Source organism: Salibacter sp., assembly GCF_031581065.1.
Classification (GTDB): domain Bacteria; phylum Bacteroidota; class Bacteroidia; order Flavobacteriales_G; family Salibacteraceae; genus Salibacter.
In genome coordinates this window covers 1-21,407 of the sequence record NZ_JAVLBN010000022.1, presented here as the reverse complement: position 1 = coordinate 21,407, position 21,407 = coordinate 1, and the positions used below count along the sequence as shown (strand labels likewise).

At 41.1% G+C, this 21,407-nt stretch carries 11 protein-coding genes and 1 pseudogene; 5 read left to right on the top strand and 7 right to left on the bottom strand.

Features of this window, described 5'->3' with window-relative positions:
• Positions 1-4: 4 nt before the first annotated feature.
• The 3 genes from RI557_RS06940 to hemC all read right to left on the bottom strand — a co-directional run bounded on the left by RI557_RS06940 (position 5) and on the right by hemC (position 6,898).
• Positions 5-5,260, bottom strand: coding sequence for a S8 family serine peptidase (locus RI557_RS06940; protein ID WP_310682936.1), 5,256 nt, complete (start codon positions 5,258-5,260; stop codon positions 5-7).
• Positions 5,261-5,336: 76 nt separating this feature from the next.
• Positions 5,337-6,002 (bottom strand): uroporphyrinogen-III synthase, encoded by a 666-nt coding sequence (locus RI557_RS06935; RefSeq protein ID WP_310682934.1) that lies wholly within the window; start codon positions 6,000-6,002, stop codon positions 5,337-5,339.
• Complete coding sequence (gene hemC, locus RI557_RS06930; RefSeq protein ID WP_310668718.1) at positions 5,999-6,898, bottom strand: hydroxymethylbilane synthase; 900 nt, start codon at positions 6,896-6,898, stop codon at positions 5,999-6,001. Before hemC ends, RI557_RS06935 begins: the two co-directional genes overlap by 4 nt.
• Before the next feature lie 97 nt (positions 6,899-6,995).
• On the opposite strand from hemC, the gene RI557_RS06925 reads away from it, so the two are divergent.
• From RI557_RS06925 to RI557_RS06915, 3 genes are read left to right on the top strand one after another with little or no spacing between them, the layout of a single operon-like run.
• Entirely contained in the window at positions 6,996-8,039 is a 1,044-nt protein-coding gene (locus RI557_RS06925; RefSeq protein WP_310668719.1) for a hypothetical protein, read from the top strand.
• Between the two features lie 3 nt (positions 8,040-8,042).
• A complete protein-coding gene (locus RI557_RS06920; RefSeq protein WP_310668720.1) occupies positions 8,043-8,756 on the top strand; it encodes a hypothetical protein in 714 nt (237 codons plus the stop codon).
• Entirely contained in the window at positions 8,753-9,508 is a 756-nt protein-coding gene (locus RI557_RS06915) for an outer membrane beta-barrel protein (protein ID WP_310668721.1), read from the top strand. Before RI557_RS06920 ends, RI557_RS06915 begins: the two co-directional genes overlap by 4 nt.
• Positions 9,509-9,569: 61 nt before the next feature.
• Here RI557_RS06915 and hemA read toward each other — a convergent pair whose 3' ends face one another.
• The 3 genes from hemA to RI557_RS06900 all read right to left on the bottom strand — a co-directional run bounded on the left by hemA (position 9,570) and on the right by RI557_RS06900 (position 19,319).
• Entirely contained in the window at positions 9,570-10,802 is a 1,233-nt protein-coding gene (gene hemA, locus RI557_RS06910; RefSeq protein WP_310682924.1) for a glutamyl-tRNA reductase, read from the bottom strand.
• Positions 10,803-11,003: 201 nt separating this feature from the next.
• Positions 11,004-13,985: a LamG-like jellyroll fold domain-containing protein gene (locus RI557_RS06905; protein WP_310682922.1), complete on the bottom strand. Its 2,982-nt coding sequence runs from the start codon at positions 13,983-13,985 to the stop codon at positions 11,004-11,006.
• A 30-nt stretch (positions 13,986-14,015) separates the two neighbouring features.
• The gene (locus RI557_RS06900; protein WP_310682920.1) at positions 14,016-19,319 is read right to left on the bottom strand and encodes a Calx-beta domain-containing protein; all 5,304 of its coding nucleotides are present in this window, start codon (positions 19,317-19,319) and stop codon (positions 14,016-14,018) included.
• A 132-nt stretch (positions 19,320-19,451) separates the two neighbouring features.
• Here RI557_RS06900 and pdeM point away from each other — a divergent pair, with 132 nt between their 5' ends.
• Both pdeM and RI557_RS06890 read left to right on the top strand, forming a co-directional pair.
• Positions 19,452-20,093 carry a ligase-associated DNA damage response endonuclease PdeM gene (gene pdeM / locus RI557_RS06895; RefSeq protein ID WP_310668725.1) on the top strand — a complete coding sequence of 214 codons (642 nt, stop codon included), beginning with the start codon at positions 19,452-19,454 and terminating at the stop codon, positions 20,091-20,093.
• A 39-nt stretch (positions 20,094-20,132) separates the two neighbouring features.
• Positions 20,133-21,197: a transporter substrate-binding domain-containing protein gene (locus RI557_RS06890; RefSeq protein WP_310682918.1), complete on the top strand. Its 1,065-nt coding sequence runs from the start codon at positions 20,133-20,135 to the stop codon at positions 21,195-21,197.
• A gap of 6 nt (positions 21,198-21,203) precedes the next feature.
• Here the strand turns inward: RI557_RS06890 and RI557_RS06885 are convergent.
• Positions 21,204-21,407 (bottom strand): annotated as a pseudogene (locus RI557_RS06885) (short-chain dehydrogenase); the annotation flags it as partial.

Sequence of the window (21,407 nt, the reverse complement as noted above, 5' to 3'; positions counted from 1 at the left end):
CTATCTACTGCACAACAACCTTCTCAGTTCGTGTGTAGTTTTCAGATTGAATTACCACGAAGTAAATACCGCTTGCGTAATCGCTAACATCAATTCTTTCGTTGACATTTTGCGGGTTGTTAAACCTTCCGGTTCTGAGTGTTTGTCCTGTGATACTCATCAAGCGGTAAGTTGCTGTAGCTCTTTCATCGAGCGAGCCTTTGATCGTCAACATATCGCGAACTGGGTTCGGATAGATAGACATCTTGTCGATTTGTTTGGCAACTGCAACACCCAGTGGGAACAGATCAACATCTAAGGTTGCTGTATCCATACATCCAAAGCGGTTTGTTTGTGTCACCATCAACGAGCCAACAGAGCCTGTACCCCATTCAACTGTTATCACATTGTTGTTCACATTTGTGATCGTTCCGCCATTTGCAGTCCAGTTGTAGCCGGTACCGTTATTCGCTGCCACGAAATACGTGTAAGAATTTCCCTGAACAGCCGCTATAGATCCCTGAATTGAATCTACAACGGGAGCGGGGTGAACGCGCACCCATTTTGTAGCAGTATCAGTACAACCTTGCGTTACACGGTATTCAATTCTGTGGAGTCCGTCATTTGCTAAATCCGGATCAAATGTTACTCCGAATACGCCCACTCCGGCAAAAGTTCCGCCAGCCGGTGAGCCAGACATGGTAACTGGTCCGTCATTTTCGCAATACGCAGTATCCAATCCGCCAATTTCAGAATTTCCATCTGTCACTTCGAGTGGTTCCGTTACTGTTAAGAAGCATCCGGTTGACGTATCGGTTACGGTGTAATCGATATCGTAAATTCCTTCACCGAGTTGTGATGGGAACACGTAAATGCTGTCTATTCCGGGTGCATCGTAAACTCCGCCAGCCGGACTACCACCTGTGAGTTCGAGTGTATCCTGAGACACGCAAACAGGAGCAAAAGGATCTAACGAAGCTGTTGGACCCTGAATAACATCAAGCGTTGCCGTATCAACTCCTGAACATCCGTTGGTATCATAAGAATAGATGATATCATACGATCCGGCACCAACATTTTGAGGCTTAAATTTTTTACCTGAATTCACAATTCCGGGACCGCTATACACACCACCGAACGGATCACCGAGCATCAGATCAAAACTTTCAGACGTTGAACAAATATCAGCCGAATCGCTCATAGTGACCTGAATGTTACTCACAACACTCAAAGTAGCTGTGTCCTGAGCCGGGCACATGTTGGAATCAGTATAAGTGTAAGTGATGAGATAGTTTCCAACCCCTACTGCAGATGCATCAAACTGATTATTCGTTATACCGGCACCTGAGTAAACACCTCCCAGTGGAGATCCGCCATCGAGGTCAACAGTATCAGCCCCTGCACAAACAAGTGCTTGCTGACTCAAACTCACCTGCGGACTACCAACAACTTCAATAACTGCTGTATCAGTAGCCACACAACCTCCTACATTGGCTGAATACTGGTACGAAACAATTCCGGGTCCGACCATTGATGGATCAAAAATACCGGTTGCAGTATCGATTCCGCTACCGAGGTAAACACCACCGGCTGGTGAGCCTGTATTCAAGGTGAATGGAGTTGCATTGTCGCAAATACCTAAAGTATCAGCAAGTGAAACGCTACCGCCCGGCACAACTGTCACTTCAAAGGTATCGACAACTGTACAGGCATTTGTATCAGTATATGAATAAACGGCTGTATCAGTTCCAACACCCATTGAATCGGGGTAGAAAATGTTATTAAAAAACCCGTTTCCTGTGTAATCTCCACCCTGCGGAGTTCCCAGGTTTGGATTAAATGGCGCACTTCCTTCACAAATTGCAGTGAGATCAGGATGCGTTACGGTCGGAACCGGTACAACCTCAGTCACATGTGTATCGGAAGCTGCACAAACGCCATTCGTATATTCGTAGTAAATCGTATCAAAGCCAATTCCGGCTGTATCTGGGTCAAAGAAGTTTCCAAAAACAGATGATCCGGAGAAAACACCTCCTGATGGAGTGGCATTCATGAATATTTGACCTGCATTGATACAAACATCATTGAGGAAGTTGATTTGAGGCTGCACAACAGAGTCAACCTGGATGTAATCGACAAGAGTCAAGGTATCAAAGACTCCTGCTGTATCTTCAGCTATAAGTACTACATCAAAAACACCAACCGTATCATACGTAACATTGACAATTGAATTGGTACTGTTAGTTGGATTTCCTCCTTCAAAGAACCATGTTCTGTCAACAGCACCAGCTAAACTCACATCTTCAAATTCAATTGAATTGCCCAGGCAAATTCCCGTATCAGATGCGAGGAATTGAGCCTGTGGCCCACACGAAGCAACCGTAAACGATTGCGAAACGCTATCGGCACAGCCATTAGGATTTGCCACCAAATACTGAATGGTGTAGCTACCTGCTCCAACAGCATTGGGATCAAAAGTAGACCCCGTAATTCCGGGCCCCTGGAAAGTACCTCCAGCCGGTGACGCTACAGCGCTGAGATCAACCGTTCCGGTACCCAGGCAATACTGGCTCTGAAGAGTAAAACTCACATTGGGTGCTGAGTCAACCACGATAAATCCGCTATCCTGGGCAGTACAACTACCCGTATTTGCTGAGTAATAAAAAACTGTAGTATCCACACCGTTTACTGATGGATCAAATGTGTTTGTGGTGCTATCGATTCCCGATCCCCAGAATGTACCGCCAGTAGGCGAAGCATTGTTCATCACGAAAGAGCCAACATTCTCGCAAACTTGCGTGTCGTTCACCACGACATTAGGTCCGGCAACCATTTCAATTGTAAATGAATCGACAACTGTACAGGAATTTGAGTCAGTAAAACTGTACGCAATTGTGTCAATTCCAATTGATGTTGAATCTGGATAGAAAATATTGTTTGTAAATCCGGGACCGGTATAATCTCCGTTAGGCGGAGTTCCGCCCTGAGGCGTGAAAGGTATTGTATTATCGCAAACAGGGCCAACATCGGGATGGCTGATGGTCGGAACCGAAATTATTTCAGTTGTAGCAGTATCTGATGCTGAACAAACGCCATTCGTTACAGTGTAAATGATATCGTGAAAACCTAATCCCGCAGCAACCGGATCGATCAGGTTACCTGAAACACCGGGCCCTGTGAATGTTCCTCCAGATGGAGTGGCATTTCCTGTTAGCGGATAATCTCCTGCATTGACGCAAAGATCATTGAGGAAAGTAAAACTGACTTGCGGAACGGTATCAACTGTTATGTGATTCACTTTTGTAATCGTATCAGAAACACCTGATGCATTCGTCACAATCAGTTGAACATCATAGCTTCCTGCAGCAGCATAAGAAACCTGTGGATTAGCTGCAGTAGAAATACCTGGCGTACCTCCGTTAAAAGTCCACGATTGAGATACAACATTACCCGTACTCGCATCAGTAAAAGTCACAGTTTCGCCTACGCAAATCACAGAATCAGAAACTGTATAAGCTGCAGTAGGCGGCCCTGAGGTTGGTGTGAAAGGAGCTTTCCCTGTTACAACGAGACCAAAATCCTGAGGGCCGTTGATGAGGTTTCCTTTATGAGTTACTTCAATTGTATAATTCCCTGCAACCGGATTTGCGATATACACTTTTTCTACATTATCTCTAAAATTATCGCCTGTAGTTGCAGCATTTGACGGATTTGAAGGGTCCAGAATATACGGATCATATGTAACCGTTCCGTTTGGACCTATAATTCTCAAATCCAAATCATTCTTCAGTTTCAAAGCAGGGTTGTTCAAAGGGTTTGAAAAAGTCACATCACCCACAACATCAGTCCATGCAATGGTAGCGCTCAATGGTTGTTGACCATCAGATGAAACATTGAGCGTATATGTTGATGTGTTTGATAAACTTTCTTCGAGAATTGTATCATTAATAGAGCCGGCAATAACATCAGCCGCTTTTTTTGTGTTCATGAGTCCCCAACCGTATTCGTAATCCGGACCGGGAGCAGAACCAGCTTCAAGAGCTGTTTCAATGATCAGAGCCTTCATCGTAGCAGATTTCAAAAACGAGCTGTAAAGACTGTCCTGCAAATCCTGTAACAAAGCAATTGACCCGGTTACTGATGGAGCAGACATTGAAGTTCCTGACTTAGTAGAGTAATCTGAGTCATTATCGTCATCTGATGACAAAAGCGCAACTCCATTAGCAGAAATATCTGGTTTGATTCTTCCATCGTCAGTTGGGCCCCAGCCACTGAAAGATGACATATTCACACTTGAAGGGCCAGTGTAATTGGGTACATCTGGTACGGCTGCGATAGTCAACACATTCTTTGAAACACTTGAAGAGGACATACAATCGTATCCTGTAGGGCAATCCTGCGCACGAATAGTTGAGGAAGACACCCAACCTGAACCGTCCCAAACCTCATGATTTACAGGTTGGTTATTTGGCCCGTCATTGCGATCATTTCCCGCACTTTTCACCATCAAATAATACGGATTCAATACTGCGATACTGTCCCAATCTGCACTTGTACTATTGTAACGACCAAAATTATCATCTTCATTAGCGCTTATTGTTGTGTCACCATACCAGCGCCATGTAGATTGTGAGCTCACATATCTCCATCCTGTAATAGTTCCATAACTATGATTACTTAGAATATTACCAGCACCTGCAAAACCGGTCATCTCTGGTTCATCACCACCAAAATCCCAGGCTTCAAGATTTGCTGCTGTGGCCATCCCTTTTGCAGATGGATTTACACCTGAAGCAATCATGGTACCGGCAACATGCGTAGCATGACTACTTGTTGAGCCATTATCGTTGTTGTTAGCTCTGCTACCAAACTCTTGATGAGTGTCCAGCACATCTCCGCCATCCCACTCACCAATTGTTATCGTATTTCCCGTCAAATTAAACGACCCCGGAATACCCGGCATCACTGAATCGGTTCTGATCGAAATTGCAGCATTTACATTATCGGTGATGTAATAAATAGGAAATCCTCTTTTGTCAAATCCTATCAACTGAGAAACGGTACCATCATCTTCAATATTAAAAACTGCTGACCTGCCATATTTCCTGGCAAATTCCTCAACCTGCTCATTGAACTTTTCAAATTTCTCGTTGAGATGTTGCTGATACTGATTCAGTTCTTCTGTTTTTATTTCCTGCTTAACTTTTTCGTAGGATTCATTTTGCGCAAATGCTGTCAATCCTGTAAAAAGACCTATTGCTACGAGTAGGGAATATCTCATTTGATTCAGTTTTTTAAGTCAGTTCAAATGTAAGGGAAAAATAGGATATGTGCCTGACGTATTGAAAAGTAGCTATTCAGCTTTCCTGTATTGCTTTCAAAACCGCCATCACAAGTTGTTTTTGCGAATATCCGTCAGCGATTAATGAGGTGATTCCAAATGCTTTTAACTCCTCAGATGTTGTGTTTCCAATAGCTACTGCTTTCGATTTTTTGAGTTCGTTTCCAGATTCAAAATAGCTTTTTACATTGCTCGGACTGGTAAAAACCACGACATCAAAATCAGCGTCCAGTTTTTTGTTTAGTAACCTCGTTTTGTAAGCGATGAGTTCAACATAACGGTCAGATCCGAGTACCCGCTGAAGTCGTCTCACGCTTCTATCTGATCGCGGTATGAGCACAGTTTCGTTCTCCGTAAGCATGCCGGCAAATTGCTCAACGGTTTGCTGTGAATCGTCTCCACCGGTGAAGCTCACCTTTTGGTTGTGATCGTGAATTGCTTTTGCCGTTCCATTTGAAAGAGCGGCATATTTCGCGAAAAACGGTTTCTTCAGGTTCTGAAAAAAGTGCTGTACAGAACGGGGAGAATTGAAAAACACCCAATCGGTTTGTGGAATGGTTTCGAGCGGAATATCGATTGTTTCGATGAACGGAATCGTTTCCACCTCGCATCCCTGATCTTTCAACAGCCGGGTAAATTCTTCAGCTTGCTGTGGCAACCTCGTAATCAGAACTCTGTTCATAATTGCTTTTTGAGTCCGTCCACTATTTTTTGCGCCATACCTTCAGCTGTTTCGCTCTCCAAATGCAATTTGGCAACTTTTGTATTCCACTCTTCAGCCATAGCTGCATCGACTACGAACTTTCCGTTTTTTCTAACACAATAAACTCCGAGCGGAAGCTGACAACCTCCGTTGAAAATTTTGAGCACTCCGCGTTCAACTTTTACGCGCTGTGAGACTTCTTCATTGTCGACTTTCCTGAGCACTTCAATAATTTCAGAATCATCTTCACGCACTTGCAAACCGAGAACTCCCTGAGCCGGAGCCGGCACAAATTCGGTAGGGTCCATTTCTACAACGTGTAAGTCTGAAAGATCGAATTCAAGTCGTTTGATTCCGGCAAGAGCGATGAGAATTGCATCGAATTTTCCATCACGCAATTTTTGTACGCGTGTATTGACATTTCCTCGAATGTCCTCGATTGAGACATCTGGCCTAAAATGTAAAATCTGTGCTTTCCTACGAGCAGATGATGTTCCCACGACAGCATCTTTTTTGAGGTCGAACTTCTGGCTCTGATCGATACAATCTTTGCGAACGAGAAGTAGATCTGCCGGATTTTCGCGCTCTGAAACGGCTGCTATGACAAGTCCCTCAGGATTTGTTGTTTCGAGATCTTTGTGCGAGTGAACGGCAAGATCGATTTCTTTATTCAGCAAAGCATTTTCGATTTCTTTCGTAAAAAAGCCTTTGCCTTCCATTTTATCAAAACTGAGGTGCTGAATTTTATCGCCCTGTGTTTTGATGATTTTTATCTCGGCTTTGTGGCCCAGTTCTGCGAGCTGGCTCTGAACGTGACGAGCCTGCCAAAGAGCTAAATCTGAACCGCGACTACCAATTATTATGGGGTTGTTCATTTAGTACGATAATCAATTATTTACCCACTTCTTTTTTGAGTGTGGTTTATTATTTATAGATTCGCTAAACATCATTCACAAATTAAAACTATCTATTATGAATTACACAAAATTACTAACCCTATTTTTTGCGTCCACAATCTTTTTATCATGCCAAAAGGACGAAACTGTACCCCCCACTTCTAAACCAACCACAATTAATTCCGAAATTAGCTGTCTTCCTGACATCAACTATGAAGACAATGTACTTAAGTTTTCTTCCAGACAAACCTTTCGTGATGCGTATAACTGTTTAGAAAGTTCTCATAAAAACCATGCTAGTGATTTTATTAATACCTATGAAGAACTTCTCGAAGAAAACAACTATGCTGATTCTATAGGCGACTCTCTTGGTTATAATGAGAATGAAATTCTAATTCAATTTGAAAATAGTTTTAGTGGTTATACTTCACTAAGAAAAAAGATTTACCAAGAAGAGGACACGTGGCTAGCAGACAGTGTTTTAGATTATTCCGACTGGCCTCACGACAACTATTATGTTCAAGATGAGATTCTTAGAACAATAATATCTGACAATGGAGAGATTTTTATTAACGATACTCTTTTTATGATTCAAAATGATGGAGATATATATTACACTGATAATATTAACCATAGTGAAAGAGAAAATATATCAAACCAAGTTGATGTAAACCCTTCAAACTATGATGATCTTTTTCTTTTCTCTGAAAGTTATTTTGGTAAAACAGCAAATACTTGTGAAAACACTGATAAAGATAAAGACTTTAGAGAAACTTTCAACAGTAACTATGCAATGAAAGGCAAACTAACATTAAGATTTTATCCATGGGGTAGTCACTCTAAGGCCCGAACTTTTACTTATCGTAAGAAAAAATTCTTGTGGTGGTCATGGTGGGCTAGAAATAACAAAAGTTTGCGAACATATTTTCAGGGATACCTTTATCCAACACTTGACTGTGAAGATGGAAAATCAAAATATTTCTCTTTAGGTGGTGATAGAGAATATAAATCAAGACAAACTACTGGTTTTAATCATTGGGGGCTATTAGTTTGGACTAAAGGCGAACTACATTCTATTTCTTTAGTTAATAATTCGTATTCAATTAACTGTAATATATAATTAATGAGATATTTGTTAATATACTTATTAATTTTTTTCTTTTACAAGAGCTCTTTAAGTCAAAACAATAATTCATATTTATACGTGGGGCTTTGTTCAGAGCCCCGCGTTTTTATTAATGATCAAGGTCCTTTCCAATACTCGCCCCTACCATTGCCAACTCCAGTATTTGGCTTTGGAAAGAACTTTAAAATAAACAACTTCACTTCCTTTGAGCTTTCAGGTGCTTTGAAAAGTTTTTCTTTTTCTCAAAAAATTTCTTACGAAATTGAAAACAAAAAATTTGGTACAACACAGGGAGCTGGCTTATTTTTTTTTTCTGGATATTATCTCAATCTTTCATTGAGAAAGAAACTATGGTCAAATACTTTTTTATTATTTGGAATTGGAGTTGATGAAATTAGTAGTGCGAGATATAGCTACACACACGAGCTTACTGGTGTCAATTACCCTGTTGTTACATCGTTTGAAGTAAGTGACATTAATTCTGCAAATCTTTCACTAAATGCCGCAGCTAGTAAAGTTTGGTGGGTTAATGAGCAAAATACAAGACCTATTGAATTAAGACTACATGCATTTATGCGTTTCCGTGATCATTTTAAAGGTCAAACAATAAGTCAATATAAATCCCAAAAATACACCGATGATATATCAACCGGCAGGCTTGGGGTTATGCTCACCTTTCACGTTTATCTGAATAAACAATTTCAAGAATGAGAATACGACACATACTCCTATGCACTTTCCTGACATTGAGCGTTGCACTTCACGCTCAAAAAGGATTGAATTTCACTATTGAAACTGCTTTGTGTGAGCCACAAATCCAAATCAACGAAAGTGGCAAATACATCAACAATTCTTTTTCTCCCAATGGCATGATCGGGTTTTCTGTTGGTTACTTTTTCAATGAGCATTTTTCCGTTGAAACCGGGTATAATTACCGTAAAGACAATATTACATTTGAACCTACATTCGCTTATTTAGCACCAGCGATTGGTGCCAAGCCATACCACCTACATAATATTCCGCTTAGAGCAAACTACTCCATTTCATTGGGAAATAGTGATAAAATAAGACTACTATTTACTAGTGGTATGGAATTCAGCTTCATCGGTTATCCTACAACATTTTTTTTAGAACAATATGAGCAAATTAATAGATCAACCGGTGAGTTTTTCAATTATGAAATCACTGAAATCAACAAAAAGCGAAACATGAATGTGTTATTTCTCACGGCTTTTGGTCCGCAATTCAGGCTTTTTGATGTCCTGCGCCTTAGCACTCAATTTGGCTACACAACCGGTTTCACTGACCAAAGTGAAATGAAGTTTGAATACGAGGGCACACCCACAAATGGCAAAATTCAAGGTACCGCTACTTCAAGGCCCACATTTTGGCAGGCTCTGATCAAATTATCGTACAAAATAGACTTTGAGAAGGAAGAGGAGCCGGCTGATTATGTGAGGTAACTCAAACGCCCCCTCGACCTTAACCTTAACCTTAGCCTTAGCCTTAACCTTTATTTGGGTATTATCGATTCCTGGTCATCATGATTTGCTTGGCTTTTTTCATGGTAATCGCATTCACTTTGCGCTCCATGTAGCTCAGCATTTCATTCATCACTTCTTTGCTACTATCATCGAGTGAGGAGAGTTGTTTAGCAAAAACCTCAGCAACAGCTTTTTCTTTAACTTCTTTGATTTGCTGGGGAACTTCACGCATTGCGAGTTCTATTTGACGCTCAGCAAAAGCTTCTTCAAACTCAGCGAGTTTATCATCAATGATTTTTTCACAGTCAACAATAGCACTTTTGCGTTGCTCGAGATTTTGTTTCGCAATTTTCTTGAGCGTTTCAACTTCGATCAGGTCAACTTTATGATCGTCCAGAATATTGAGATCAAAATCATTTGGAATCGCCAAATCGACAACGTACTTCATCTCTTCACTTCCCGATAGGAGCTTTTGGTAAACATCATAAGTCACAATGGTATCAGGAGCGCCTGTGCACGTAATGAGTGCATCAAAGCTTTCATTCTTTTCGAGATCGCTGAGTGAATATGCTTTTCCGCCAACTTCGCTCACCAGCTTTTCAGCGTTTTCAAGCGTTCGGTTATACACATGAAAATCGTGGTAACCGTGCTTCTTCATCTTGTGGAGCATCGCTTTGTTTGTTACTCCGGCTCCAATGACTACGATTTTGGCATCGTAAGAAAGAAAGCGATCAGCGAGTTCACGGTAAGCGAGATTGACAACAGAAACCGGCCTGTTTGCAATATCGGTTTCGGTGAAGACTTTCTTGGCCGTTTCAATTGTTTTGCGTTCTGCAAGGCGAAGATATTCACCTGTTAGACCCATGCGCTGAAATTTGTCATACGCCTTTCTAAACTGGGTAATGATTTCGCGCTCACCTACAACGAGCGAATCGAGCGAACTGGCAACGTTGAACATGTGACGAACAGAATCGAGACCATCTACAACCTGGGTGTTTTCAATCGCCCATTCGAGGTCTTCTTCACTCCAGTTCGAGTAAAGAGATTGGTAAAAAGTGCGTAAAAAGTGATTGTTGATCGGTTTATCGGTAGCGAAATAAAACTCAGATCGATTGCATGTAGCAAGGAACATGAACTCATCGAGGTTTGCGTTGTCCATGTGCGGAACAAACCTCTCCTGATATTCATCCTCAGGAATAAAGAACTTTGCAACTTTGTCAAGTCCTACTCCTGAATGCGTAAACGCTATACTTTTTAACCGATCTAAACTCACCTCACCTCTTAATTACATTGCAAAAATGCTATGTAATAGCGGAGTTATTGTCATGTGATTGTCACGACAAACTAATTTAGAACCTTTCTAAACTTTAGTGATAACGCGGGTTTATAGCGATATTGATAACTGTTATTTTGTAGCCCTGGAAAGATGCAAAAACCAGTCAGGTTTTGGAATCCTGACTGGCACAAATTCAATTTATTGAATGACAACTTTCTTCTTGTGGTCAGATCCGTTATCGAGCTGAACTCGAACGACATAAATACCGGTATTCAGATTTGAAACAGGTTGCTGAATGTATTGACTATTCGATTTAACATTTAACATTTCCCGACCCGCAATATCGTAAACCTGAAGTTGGTTGATCTTAGCATTACCAATTCTTACAGATGCTTCAATCATATTGTCGTGAACAAAGAGTTTGATTTGATCCTCTTTATCGGTTTTCTCGTTTTCGATTCCGGTTGCTTCGTCTCGAACAAACTTGAGAGCAAAACGCGATTTTGAGTCGATTCGATTATTTGAAGTGAAAGTGTAAGCTGATTCCGAAATCTCAACCTCAGCACCGGTTTGCCTATCGAGAAGGTAAATCGTGTGGTCATCCATCGCTAATGCTGAATCGAGACGAATGGTTCGCTCACCGCTGCGCTCTGACCGTAAATAAAGATCCACTACTTTTTCAGATCCCGGAACTACCGGAGCCAATCCCTGAATTGCATACCCTAAAGTATCGAGTACTGAACCAAAGGCGATGTGTGTGTTTCCCTCGGCTTTGTATGCATCGTAAACTTTGTCAAAACCATCTGTAGCGTCTTGTGGAAACCCGATGAGCAACTGGTTTGTGAGGCCGGCACTATCCACTACGGTCAGCCATAGCTTAGGCTCTGACTGTGAACTCGTTTTAAAAAATTGATTGTTTTGAGCATTGCGCATGGAGTTTGTGAACTGTACCGAACTGTTAGCATCAGCCACAACCCAAAACCCCTGACCTGAAGCGATGCTCCCGTTTGGTGTAACGCTGTTATTTGGAGAAGATGTGGCTCCAATTGTATTCCATTGCGCAAAATCTCCGTCATCAAAATTACCGGTTTGCGCATCGTCCCAAAAATAAATAGCACCTGAAATGCGACTGTTATCGATGGCATTCTCAGTCCAAAACGCATTGGCATCAATCGATGATGGATAAGGGTTTCCAACAAGATTCCAATTATCATCTGTCCAGTTTGCATTGGATGAATTTGGATTGCTCTGTTGAGTAATTCCAATAGAAAAGCTTCCGTTATTCACCTGTCCGTCAAAAGTTCGTGTACCTCCTGAAGCACCGGGCACGTAGTAACCCCTGGCAACATCCATTATTCCGTCTCCGCCTGAAATAACCTGACTTGACTGAAATGTAACCGGGTTCCCTGCACACGTTGTACTAAAACCCGATATGTAATCATGGCTGTAAAGCTGAGTATTCGACTCAAAAACAAACACATCACAAGGGTTAACGCCAGAAAACGTATTCAATATATCAGCAGATTGAATGGGTGAACTCCACAAGTTATAATATGCATTATTTGAAAGTCCGTCTTTTTCAATAATGAAGTTTCCGCTTCCCGTATTTTGGTCAGATCCGGTGTTCGTTTGAACCAGCGAGCCGGTGTGTTCAACGGTAACTGTGCCTTCATTGTCAATTGCTGATGAAACGGTTAAACTTTGACCGCTGTTAATTGTGAAGTCATTTCCATTCAAGACCTGGAGACACTCACAGGAAGCATTGTTATTCAATGAAGCTGAAGTGCCGTTGATGACTAACTTTTTAGAATCATCAGCGCTTGAGGGCGCATTTGCTGATCCACTTCCGTTACTCCACGAACTACCATCCCAGCTGACAGATTGGTTTGTTGCTAAAGTGATCACATCACCATCAGCCAGATTAACCCCTGAAATAGTCAATTCATTTCCGCTCAATGAAATTCCGGATGTAATGGTTGTTGCATTTTTAAAAGAAGCATTTGAACTAACGAGAAGCGCATAGTCAGATCCTGAAGATGAGAAATCAGAGAATGAACTGATGTCAAATGTGAGATCGACAGTTCCCACTTCATTGGATTCGCCAACTTTCCATGCACGCTTGATCCGCTTACCATAAAGCCCCGGAGCATCACAAGTATCAACAGTAGCGAGCTCATCATCATTGTGACCGATGAACAAATAATCATTGTTATTCAAAGAAGACGGGTTTTCGATTTTCAAGATTCCTTTTCCCTGAGAAGCCGAATGGCTTGAACCATCAGAAGCTCTACCAATTCCGATAACTCCAGAGCCAAAGTCAGACTCATAGGCAAAATGATCATTAGCGATTGAAATTTGGTATTTGGCTCCAAGATAGTTGTCAATGATAATTCGCTCAGCTTGATTTAAAGCTTTTGTGAAAATCATCAACTCGGCCATGTCTCCGCTGAAGTACTTTCCGTAACCATCATCCATTACTCCAATATATAAGTCTACATTACTGTTTGGAATAGTTGTAGAGCTTTCAGAACTTGTCTTACTCAAACTCCCATTTGTGTAAATTTTAGCTCTCTGGTTCTGGCTCAACGATCCGTCAAAGGTCATATTGAGCATGTAATTTGTGTTACTGCTGTAAGAATTGGGCGTAGCAAAGCGGTTATTGTTATTGTCCAAATCCAAATACAGGTTATTACCGTTCCAAAAAAACCAGGTGTAAGCCCAATCAGTGTTTGAGTTTTGGCTCGGTCTTTTCCCGTAAATTGCCTGTACATCAGGGTTACCCATATTATCAGGCCTAACTACAGCGTAAAAAGTAAGTCCTGAAGATCCATCGAGTTTGTCATCATCAGGAACTATAAGATAATCAGATGTTGAATTGTTAGTACCTCCTGAAAAATGTACCGCAGGTCTTCCACCTAGCGAGCTTGATGCGTTAAATGTTGGTTTATTTGAGTTTGATGATTGTCCTGCATTGTTTCCATTTCCTGATTGGTCACTCCAGGAAGTGACGGATGCATTATCGCTCAATGAGAGCGTGCTGGCATCGAGCCATAGGCCTAAATTAGCAGAATCACTTACTCCTCCGGGGCCTGTTTGAGAAAAGGTAGTTTGGCCGAAAACAAAAAGTAACGCTGCGGTGAATAGCACCGCAAAATGGTGTTGTTGTAGTCTTTTGTTCATGATTTCCCCTTTAATTTGTAATGATGGTTGTTAATGGATTACTATTTTCTGTTTAATCGATTCTGAGTCAGCTGTTTTAACATCGACTACGTAAACTCCAGCCGGTAAGTTACCTGAAGGTATTTGGACGATGCTTTCGCTAGTTTTTTGTTCAATAACAGTCCTGCCTGTTAGGTCGTAAACACTTACCCTTTTAATGAGCGAACTTCCCGCTTCAACTTTAGTAATAATGAAGTTTTCCCTCGTGTATATTTCAATCATCTCTCTTGCCTCAAGCGCCTTTATTCCAGTACTTTCAGAACGCTTGAAGATGAGTGCAAACCTGGATTTGTCATCAATTGAATAATCTTCACTGAAAGTAAACACTCCGTTTGATAAATCGTGTTCAACTCCGGTTTTTCGATCCAGCAGGTAAATCGTGTGATCATCCATCGCTAATGCTGAATCGAGACGAATGGTTCGCTCACCGCTGCGCTCTGACCGTAAATAGAGATCTACAACTTTTTCAGATCCGGGATTAACCGGAGCCAATCCCTGGATTGCGTACCCTAAAGTGTCGAGTACTGAACCAAATGCTATGTGTTCATTTCCTTCTTCTTTGTAAGCATCATAAGCCTCATCGTAATCGTCCGTTGCATCATCAGGAAATCCAACAAGAATTTGGTTGGTAAGCCCTGCACTGTCCTCAAGTGTTAACCATGCTTTTGGATTAGTCTGTGGATCATTTTTGAAGAACTGTCCGTTTTGAGCATTTCGCATAGCGTTAGTGAAGTTGACACTTCCGTTTGAGTTTGCGACAACCCAAAAGCCCTGACCAGATGCAATACTTCCATTTGGTGATGTTGCACTGTTTGGTGAACTCGTTCCGCCCATTGTATTCCAAACAGCAAAATCACCATCATCAAAGTTACCAGACTCGGCATCATCCCAAAAGTAAATGGAACCAGAAATAACGCTTGAGTTTTCATTGACGAACTCTGCAGCATCAATTGATGATGGATACGGGTTCCCAATCAAATTCCAATCATCTCCCGTCCAGTTTGCCTGTGGAGTTGAAGGGTTTGGGTTTTGTTGAACTGAAAGACTGTAATCTCCATTATTCACTTCCCCGGTGAAAGTTCTCAAACCGCCAGATTTACCCGGAATGTAATATCCTCTCGCTACATCCATAATTCCGTCACCACCTGAGATCACATCTCCAGACTGGAATGTAACCGGATTTCCTGCACAGGTAGTACTAAAGCCCTGTGAGAAATCGTGGCTATACAATTGTGTAGCGGGGTCAAAAACGAACACATCACACGGATTTACTCCGTTAAATGTGTTGATGATATTCGCAGATTGTATAGGAGCACTCCAAAGGTTGAAGTAGTTGGGATTTCCCAGCCCTGTTTTCTTCACTTCATAGGTTCCTGAACCAGAGTTTTGATTAGCTCCGGAATGAGTTTGAACCAGAGAGCTGGTGTGTTCAATCGTAACTGTACCGTTGTTGACTATCTTTTCCTGAACAGTGAGTTCATTTCCGGTCAGGATAGTAATATCAGCTCCGTTGACAATTTCAGCGTATTTCACTGTGGCATTAGACTGAATATTTCCATTGTTGCCATTAATGAATAGTTTTCTTGTTGAATCAGCCACAGCTGGCCTGTTTGCTGACCCGCTCCCGTTTTGCCATGTTGATCCTGTCCAAATTACCGCTTCATAAAAACCGATAGTGAAATAATCACCATCATCAATATCAACATTGCTGAATGTCACTTCAGAACCATTTATGGATGTAGCCGTTGCCAGTGTTGTTGCATCTGAAAAGTCTCCGTCACTATCAGTAAGCAAATAAACATCACTGCTGCTGGACGGGATGGAAGCTAAATTACTTAAATCTACTTTTAGCGTTAAGTTTCCGGTTTGTCCTACCTCAGTTGCTCTCCATTCTCTTTTGAGTTTGGTTGTTAAGGTACCTGTTTCATTTTTTTCTGTTTCAACCGGCTGGCCGTTGTGTCCCCACACTATTGACTCCTGATCGCTGAGAGATGATACTTCTCCGGTTAATATAGCTCCACCATTTACTGATCTCGCTTTGAGAACTTCAAGCGATGCCCCGTCATCTCTTATCAAACCTGCAATTGCAGAGTTATTTCCACTATTAGCAGAATAATCCCAAACAGTATTCCCTGCTGAGTTTAAATAATCGCGCTCATCAATTGAGCTCGTAGCAGGATCATCTGACATATTAAGTGTTACCCCGTACTTTAGCGCAAGGTAACTCTGGATCTGATTGATTTCTGAACTGCTGAGCGTTTGCCCTTCAACATAGATAATCTCAGCTATATCTCCTTTGTAATAAATGTTATTGCCCTGGCCATTTAGTGATGATGCTTCAGATCCATCTCCGATATAACCATAGCGAACACTGCCAGATCCAACCTGGAACGATCCTCCTTTTTCATCATTGGAGTACTCAGTAACACCATCAGCAAAGAGTTTTGTATCTTCACTTAAAGAGTTATCAAAAACAAAACCACCGATATGTGGCTTGTTATCATTTAAGCCTGGGCTTCCTTCAATATCATTACTGTTGTAAGAAAGAGCTACCTTTCCGTCATCTGTTATGTAGTTATTGAAAAACTCAGATCTATCGAAATCTAGAAATGCCCAATTGCTATTATAGCTTCCTCCAGTCTCATCCGTTCTAAATGCAACGAACGTGTAAATTTTAGAAAGGCTAACGGAGTTATAAGACAAGTCGATTCCCAGTCTGTCATTTGACCCATCAAATGTCAAATAGTTTTGAAAATTAAATGTCGTGTCACTCGTTCCACCATTGAACTGTGGCTCATTATTAGAAGCTGCTGCCGTGGCAAGAACACCCTGAGAATCATCAGTCCAGGCTGAAACTGAGCTACCACCGGTTATTCCCGCATCAGGCCTGTACCACAGTTTTAGGGCACAACCTACACCTCCAGGACCTCCTACATCATCATCCTGTATAGTGATTGTTGAAGTGCTTGTAGATCCAATTGTACCGGGTGAAACATTCGTAATATCTACTGTAAAGTTTTCATTATTCTCAATGTTACAGTCATTCACAATTGGTATTGTAATATCACTTGAAGGACTACCAGATAAAATTATCACTGATCCTGAAGATCCTGTATAATCACTTCCCTGAGAGGCAGAGCCTGCACTGATAGAATAATCAACTGTAATGTTTTGAGAAAAAGAAGAAGATAAATTCACTGTAAGCGATACAGAACCGTCAGATTCTGAAACCGTAGCTGATGAATTCGCAAACTCAGCCTCCGGCAAGTCGTCATCTTTAATCGTGAGTTCGTGCTCTACAAATCCCGTTCCCGATGGAGTTGATCCATTATCTAAATCAGCACCAGACGGATTTGACAATTGGACCTCTACTGTTTCATCGGGCTCGTAACTTGTATTGTTCACAATTGAAACAGAAATATTTTCAACTGTATCACCGGAACTAAAATTCAAAGTCCCTGACGATAAGTTGTAGTCAGATCCACTCGTGGCAGTTCCGCCAACAACTGAGTAATCGACACTTACAGCTGCAGGGCTCTGAGTATTGAGCTTCACCGGAATAGAAATACTCGAAGTTGATTCGTTTACTGATGATGTATCTGAATCAAAATACAGTTTGTACGGGCTATCATCATCGTTGATCGTGTAAGTAAGAACAGAGTCAGCATTTAATACATAACCTGAGCCACTTTCCAAAATCACTTCAAAGGTTTCATCCGGTTCATTAGTTGCATCATTAGCGACTGTTATAGCCGGTAGATCTTGATTATCAGATCCGGCATTAAATGTTACACTGGCACTGCCATTTGAAACGGCTGTATAGTCAGATCCACTCGTGGCTGAAACATCATTTGTACGGTAGTTTATTGTAAAACTCGTATTTTGAGCCGGAGCATAATTGAGAGATACTGTTGCCGTTGCATTGACACTCTCAGAGCTGGATTGGTTCTGATCGTTGAAACTCACAACCTCTCTGAATTGCGCTACTCTTACGTAGTCAGTATTATTCAAATTAACCGTTCCGGTATAGTCACTTCCTGAGCTCGCTAACTCATAAAGTTCAGCCCCTGAAGTAAAGTCACCATCGTCATCAACTAAGATTCCAACTTTATACCCGGCTGAAAGAGAAGGAAGCTGCGTGCCATCAACCGTCACATCAACATCACCTGTTTCACCTATTTCAGAAACCCTCCATTCTTGATTGAGATGCTCAATATTTGCAGCGTCTGGAGAGTTTGAAGTAGCCCACGTACCTGTTGAGCCAGAGTTATGAGCCATGATGAGATAATTTGCATTTGCCAGGGATGTTGGATTAGAAAGTGAAATCATTCCTTCACCCTGAGCAGATGAACTCGACAGTCCTGCTTCCTGCCCTATTCCTATTAAATCGAAATAATAGCCACTACCTTCAAAAGCATAGTAATCATTTGCTCCAATGTTGATGTCATATTTTGAAGAAAGGTAGTTTTCAATAATTTTTCTTTCACTTGTTGAAACGGCATAATCAGCGACAATGAACTCAAGTATATCACCAGAGTAATGATTAGAATTCAAGCTTGAACTATTTTGATCTAGAGAACCTTCTGTATAACCAAAATAAATATCTCCAGTGTGACCATATAAGGTCCCTATGAAATTGAGTTGTCTTGATTGAGTACTGTTTAAATAGAAATCAACGGTGCCATTTGAACTACTGGTACCTCCATCATAAACGACAGTTAAAATATATTCTTCATTGGACGATATATTAAAGTTATCACTCTCGTGGCCCCATGGAGAAGCAGCACCATCATTGTTTAAATTCCATGCAGAAACATGTAACTGACCGCCATCTATAATGAATGAAAAACCTCTTATTCCTCCTCCTTCTTCGTAAAGAACTTGTTGAGACGAGACGTCACTTCCTGTTTTAAAAGCAAGGCTAAATGTTCGTTCATCCCATGGGCCTCCTGAGTTTAAATCACTATTATTTGCTATACCTAAGGCATCGTTACTACCATCAAAACGAATTACGGGAAAACCGTTCACCTGATTTGACGTGTTGTTTTTCAATGTTGGCTGTTCAGATCCATTTCCCTGAGTAGCGTCCTCAGAGTTTCCTCCTTTGTTGTTCCAGGTACTGATTGAGGTGTTATTTGGAGCTGACGAAAATTCCGCAACGTCATACCAAAATTTAACCTCTGTTGTGGTAGCAACACCTCCCGGAGTTTGACAAAAAGAGTTTTGGCCGAAAATAAAAAGTAACGCTGCGGTGAATAGCACCGCAAAATGGTGCTGTTGTAGTTTTTTGTTCATGATTTCCCCATTTTGGACAAACCTACTAGCTATTTTTTTGTACTATTAAGTATTTGTTTTTAACTTATAAACACAAAAATGTTGAGTTTTTAAATATATCTAATGTGAGGTTTAATTTTGTTAATTTGAATCATGCAAATTTCGATAAGAGGTAACATACTCCACATTCTTCCTCAGCGAGCGCTTTTATGGAAAAGCAAAAAAACGCTTATCATTAGCGATTTGCATTTGGGTAAAATCAGTCACTTCAGGAAAAACGGTATTGGTATTCCGAGTTCGGCAAGATTTAACAATCTAATTCAGTTAGAAAAACTCATCTTAAGTCACCATCCAAAAAAAGTGTGGTTTTTGGGTGATTTGTTTCACAGTACTTACAACCTTGAATGGGATGAATTTGGAAAATTCGTTTCTGCGTTTGAAAATGTAGATTTCACTTTGGTTGAGGGAAATCATGACATCCTAAAACCGCATCATTATGCCCGTTACAACATCAAAACCACTCCTGAAATACGTACTGATGAGTTGCTATTCACTCATGAGCCTGACGACTCAGGATCTGACCATTACAATATTTACGGGCACATTCACCCGGGAGTAAGACTCACAGGGAAAGGGCGCCAATCGATGAAATTGCCCTGTTTTTATTTCGGTCAGAACCATGGCATACTCCCGGCCTTCAGTGATCTTTCAGGTAAGTATATCTTAAAACCAAAGTTAGGTGATCGCATTTTTATCACAACAAATGATGAAGTGATCAATGTAACAGCAGAATAGACGTATTTTATTAGATTTGAGTCATTCAAAACATTGAGTATGAAAATCTGCAAGTTCTTTTTGATTCCTCTTTTTGCAATTATTTCAACGGTTGGTTTTAGTAAGGCGGCTGATTCTGTCAACTCAAAAAAACAGACAATAAAAGTTGGAATTAAGCCGGCTCCGCCCTTTGTCTATGAAGATCAGGGCGTCATTCAGGGGTTGAGCGTGGAACTTTGGCAGTTAGTTGATGGCCAGCTCGGATCTGAATATGAATACGTCAAATACGAAACAATTGACGAGCTTATTGACGCAACAGCAAATGGTGAAGTAGATTTGAGTATAAACCCCGTAACAGTGACCTCGCAACGAATGCAGAAACTGGATTTCTCTCAGCCTTACTACATTTCATCAACTACACTGGCTCAACGAGATGAAAACGAGATGCTCAAAATGATGAAAAACCTTTTTAGTGCAGATTTCTTTTCGGCTACGCTCGTGCTTGTGATTGTGATTTTCATATTCGGACTGTTGATTTGGGTTTTTGAAAAAGGCAAAAACGAGGAGTTTAGAAAAGGATCAAAAGGAATTGGCGATGGTTTTTGGTGGAGCGCGGTTACAATGACTACGGTTGGTTACGGAGATAAGTCTCCACGCACTTTTGGTGGCAGAGTGATCGGGTTTATTTGGATGTTTGCAGCTATCATTCTCATCAGTGGTTTAACTGCGAGTATTGCCAGCTCATTAACGGTACAATCACTCGATGCTCAGGTTCAAAATTTCAGTGATCTCAAAAAGTTTTCAGTTGGTACGGTTCAAAACACGAGCACCTCAAAAACGCTGACTCAAAACGGAGTTTCATTTCAACAGTACACAACTATAGAAGAGGGACTGGAAGCGCTAAAAGATGACAAACTCGATTTCTTTGTTTACGACAAACCGATTCTCAATCACTTCATCAAAACCAAAGGTTACAACGATGAATTAGTGATAGTCGATAAAACACTCAAAACCGATTATTACAGCTTTATGTTTCCAAAAGGAAGTGAACTGAGATCAACTTTAGATCCCATTATCGTTGAACAAATCAAATCTCCCCAGTGGGAGGTTGAAATGGCGAAGTAACGTTGACTACTTTCTGCCTGTGAACGAATCCATGGTTGAATAAACACCAAATATTTTTCCGGCCACAAAATCAAAAGTCCGCTGTGGTAAAACGCCTTTGAGAAATGGCGTCAACTTAACCATGAATGGGGATCTGATCGTAACCTTGTTTTTTTCTACAGCTCTGATGATTTTCAACGCTATTTTTTCTGGTTTTAGAATTGGTGTCAA

Excerpts from the sequence above, each read along its gene's own strand:
- RI557_RS06915 (WP_310668721.1), top strand. The coding sequence starts at position 8,753 with ATGAGAATACGACACATACTCCTATGCACTTTCCTGACATTGAGCGTT.
- RI557_RS06920 (WP_310668720.1), top strand. The coding sequence starts at position 8,043 with ATGAGATATTTGTTAATATACTTATTAATTTTTTTCTTTTACAAGAGC.
- hemC (WP_310668718.1), bottom strand. The coding sequence starts at position 6,898 with ATGAACAACCCCATAATAATTGGTAGTCGCGGTTCAGATTTAGCTCTT.
- RI557_RS06940 (WP_310682936.1), bottom strand. The coding sequence starts at position 5,260 with ATGAGATATTCCCTACTCGTAGCAATAGGTCTTTTTACAGGATTGACA.
- RI557_RS06935 (WP_310682934.1), bottom strand. The coding sequence starts at position 6,002 with ATGAACAGAGTTCTGATTACGAGGTTGCCACAGCAAGCTGAAGAATTT.
- RI557_RS06905 (WP_310682922.1), bottom strand. The coding sequence starts at position 13,985 with ATGAACAAAAGACTACAACAACACCATTTTGCGGTGCTATTCACCGCA.
- RI557_RS06890 (WP_310682918.1), top strand. The coding sequence starts at position 20,133 with ATGAAAATCTGCAAGTTCTTTTTGATTCCTCTTTTTGCAATTATTTCA.
- RI557_RS06900 (WP_310682920.1), bottom strand. The coding sequence starts at position 19,319 with ATGAACAAAAAACTACAACAGCACCATTTTGCGGTGCTATTCACCGCA.
- pdeM (WP_310668725.1), top strand. The coding sequence starts at position 19,452 with ATGCAAATTTCGATAAGAGGTAACATACTCCACATTCTTCCTCAGCGA.
- RI557_RS06925 (WP_310668719.1), top strand. The coding sequence starts at position 6,996 with ATGAATTACACAAAATTACTAACCCTATTTTTTGCGTCCACAATCTTT.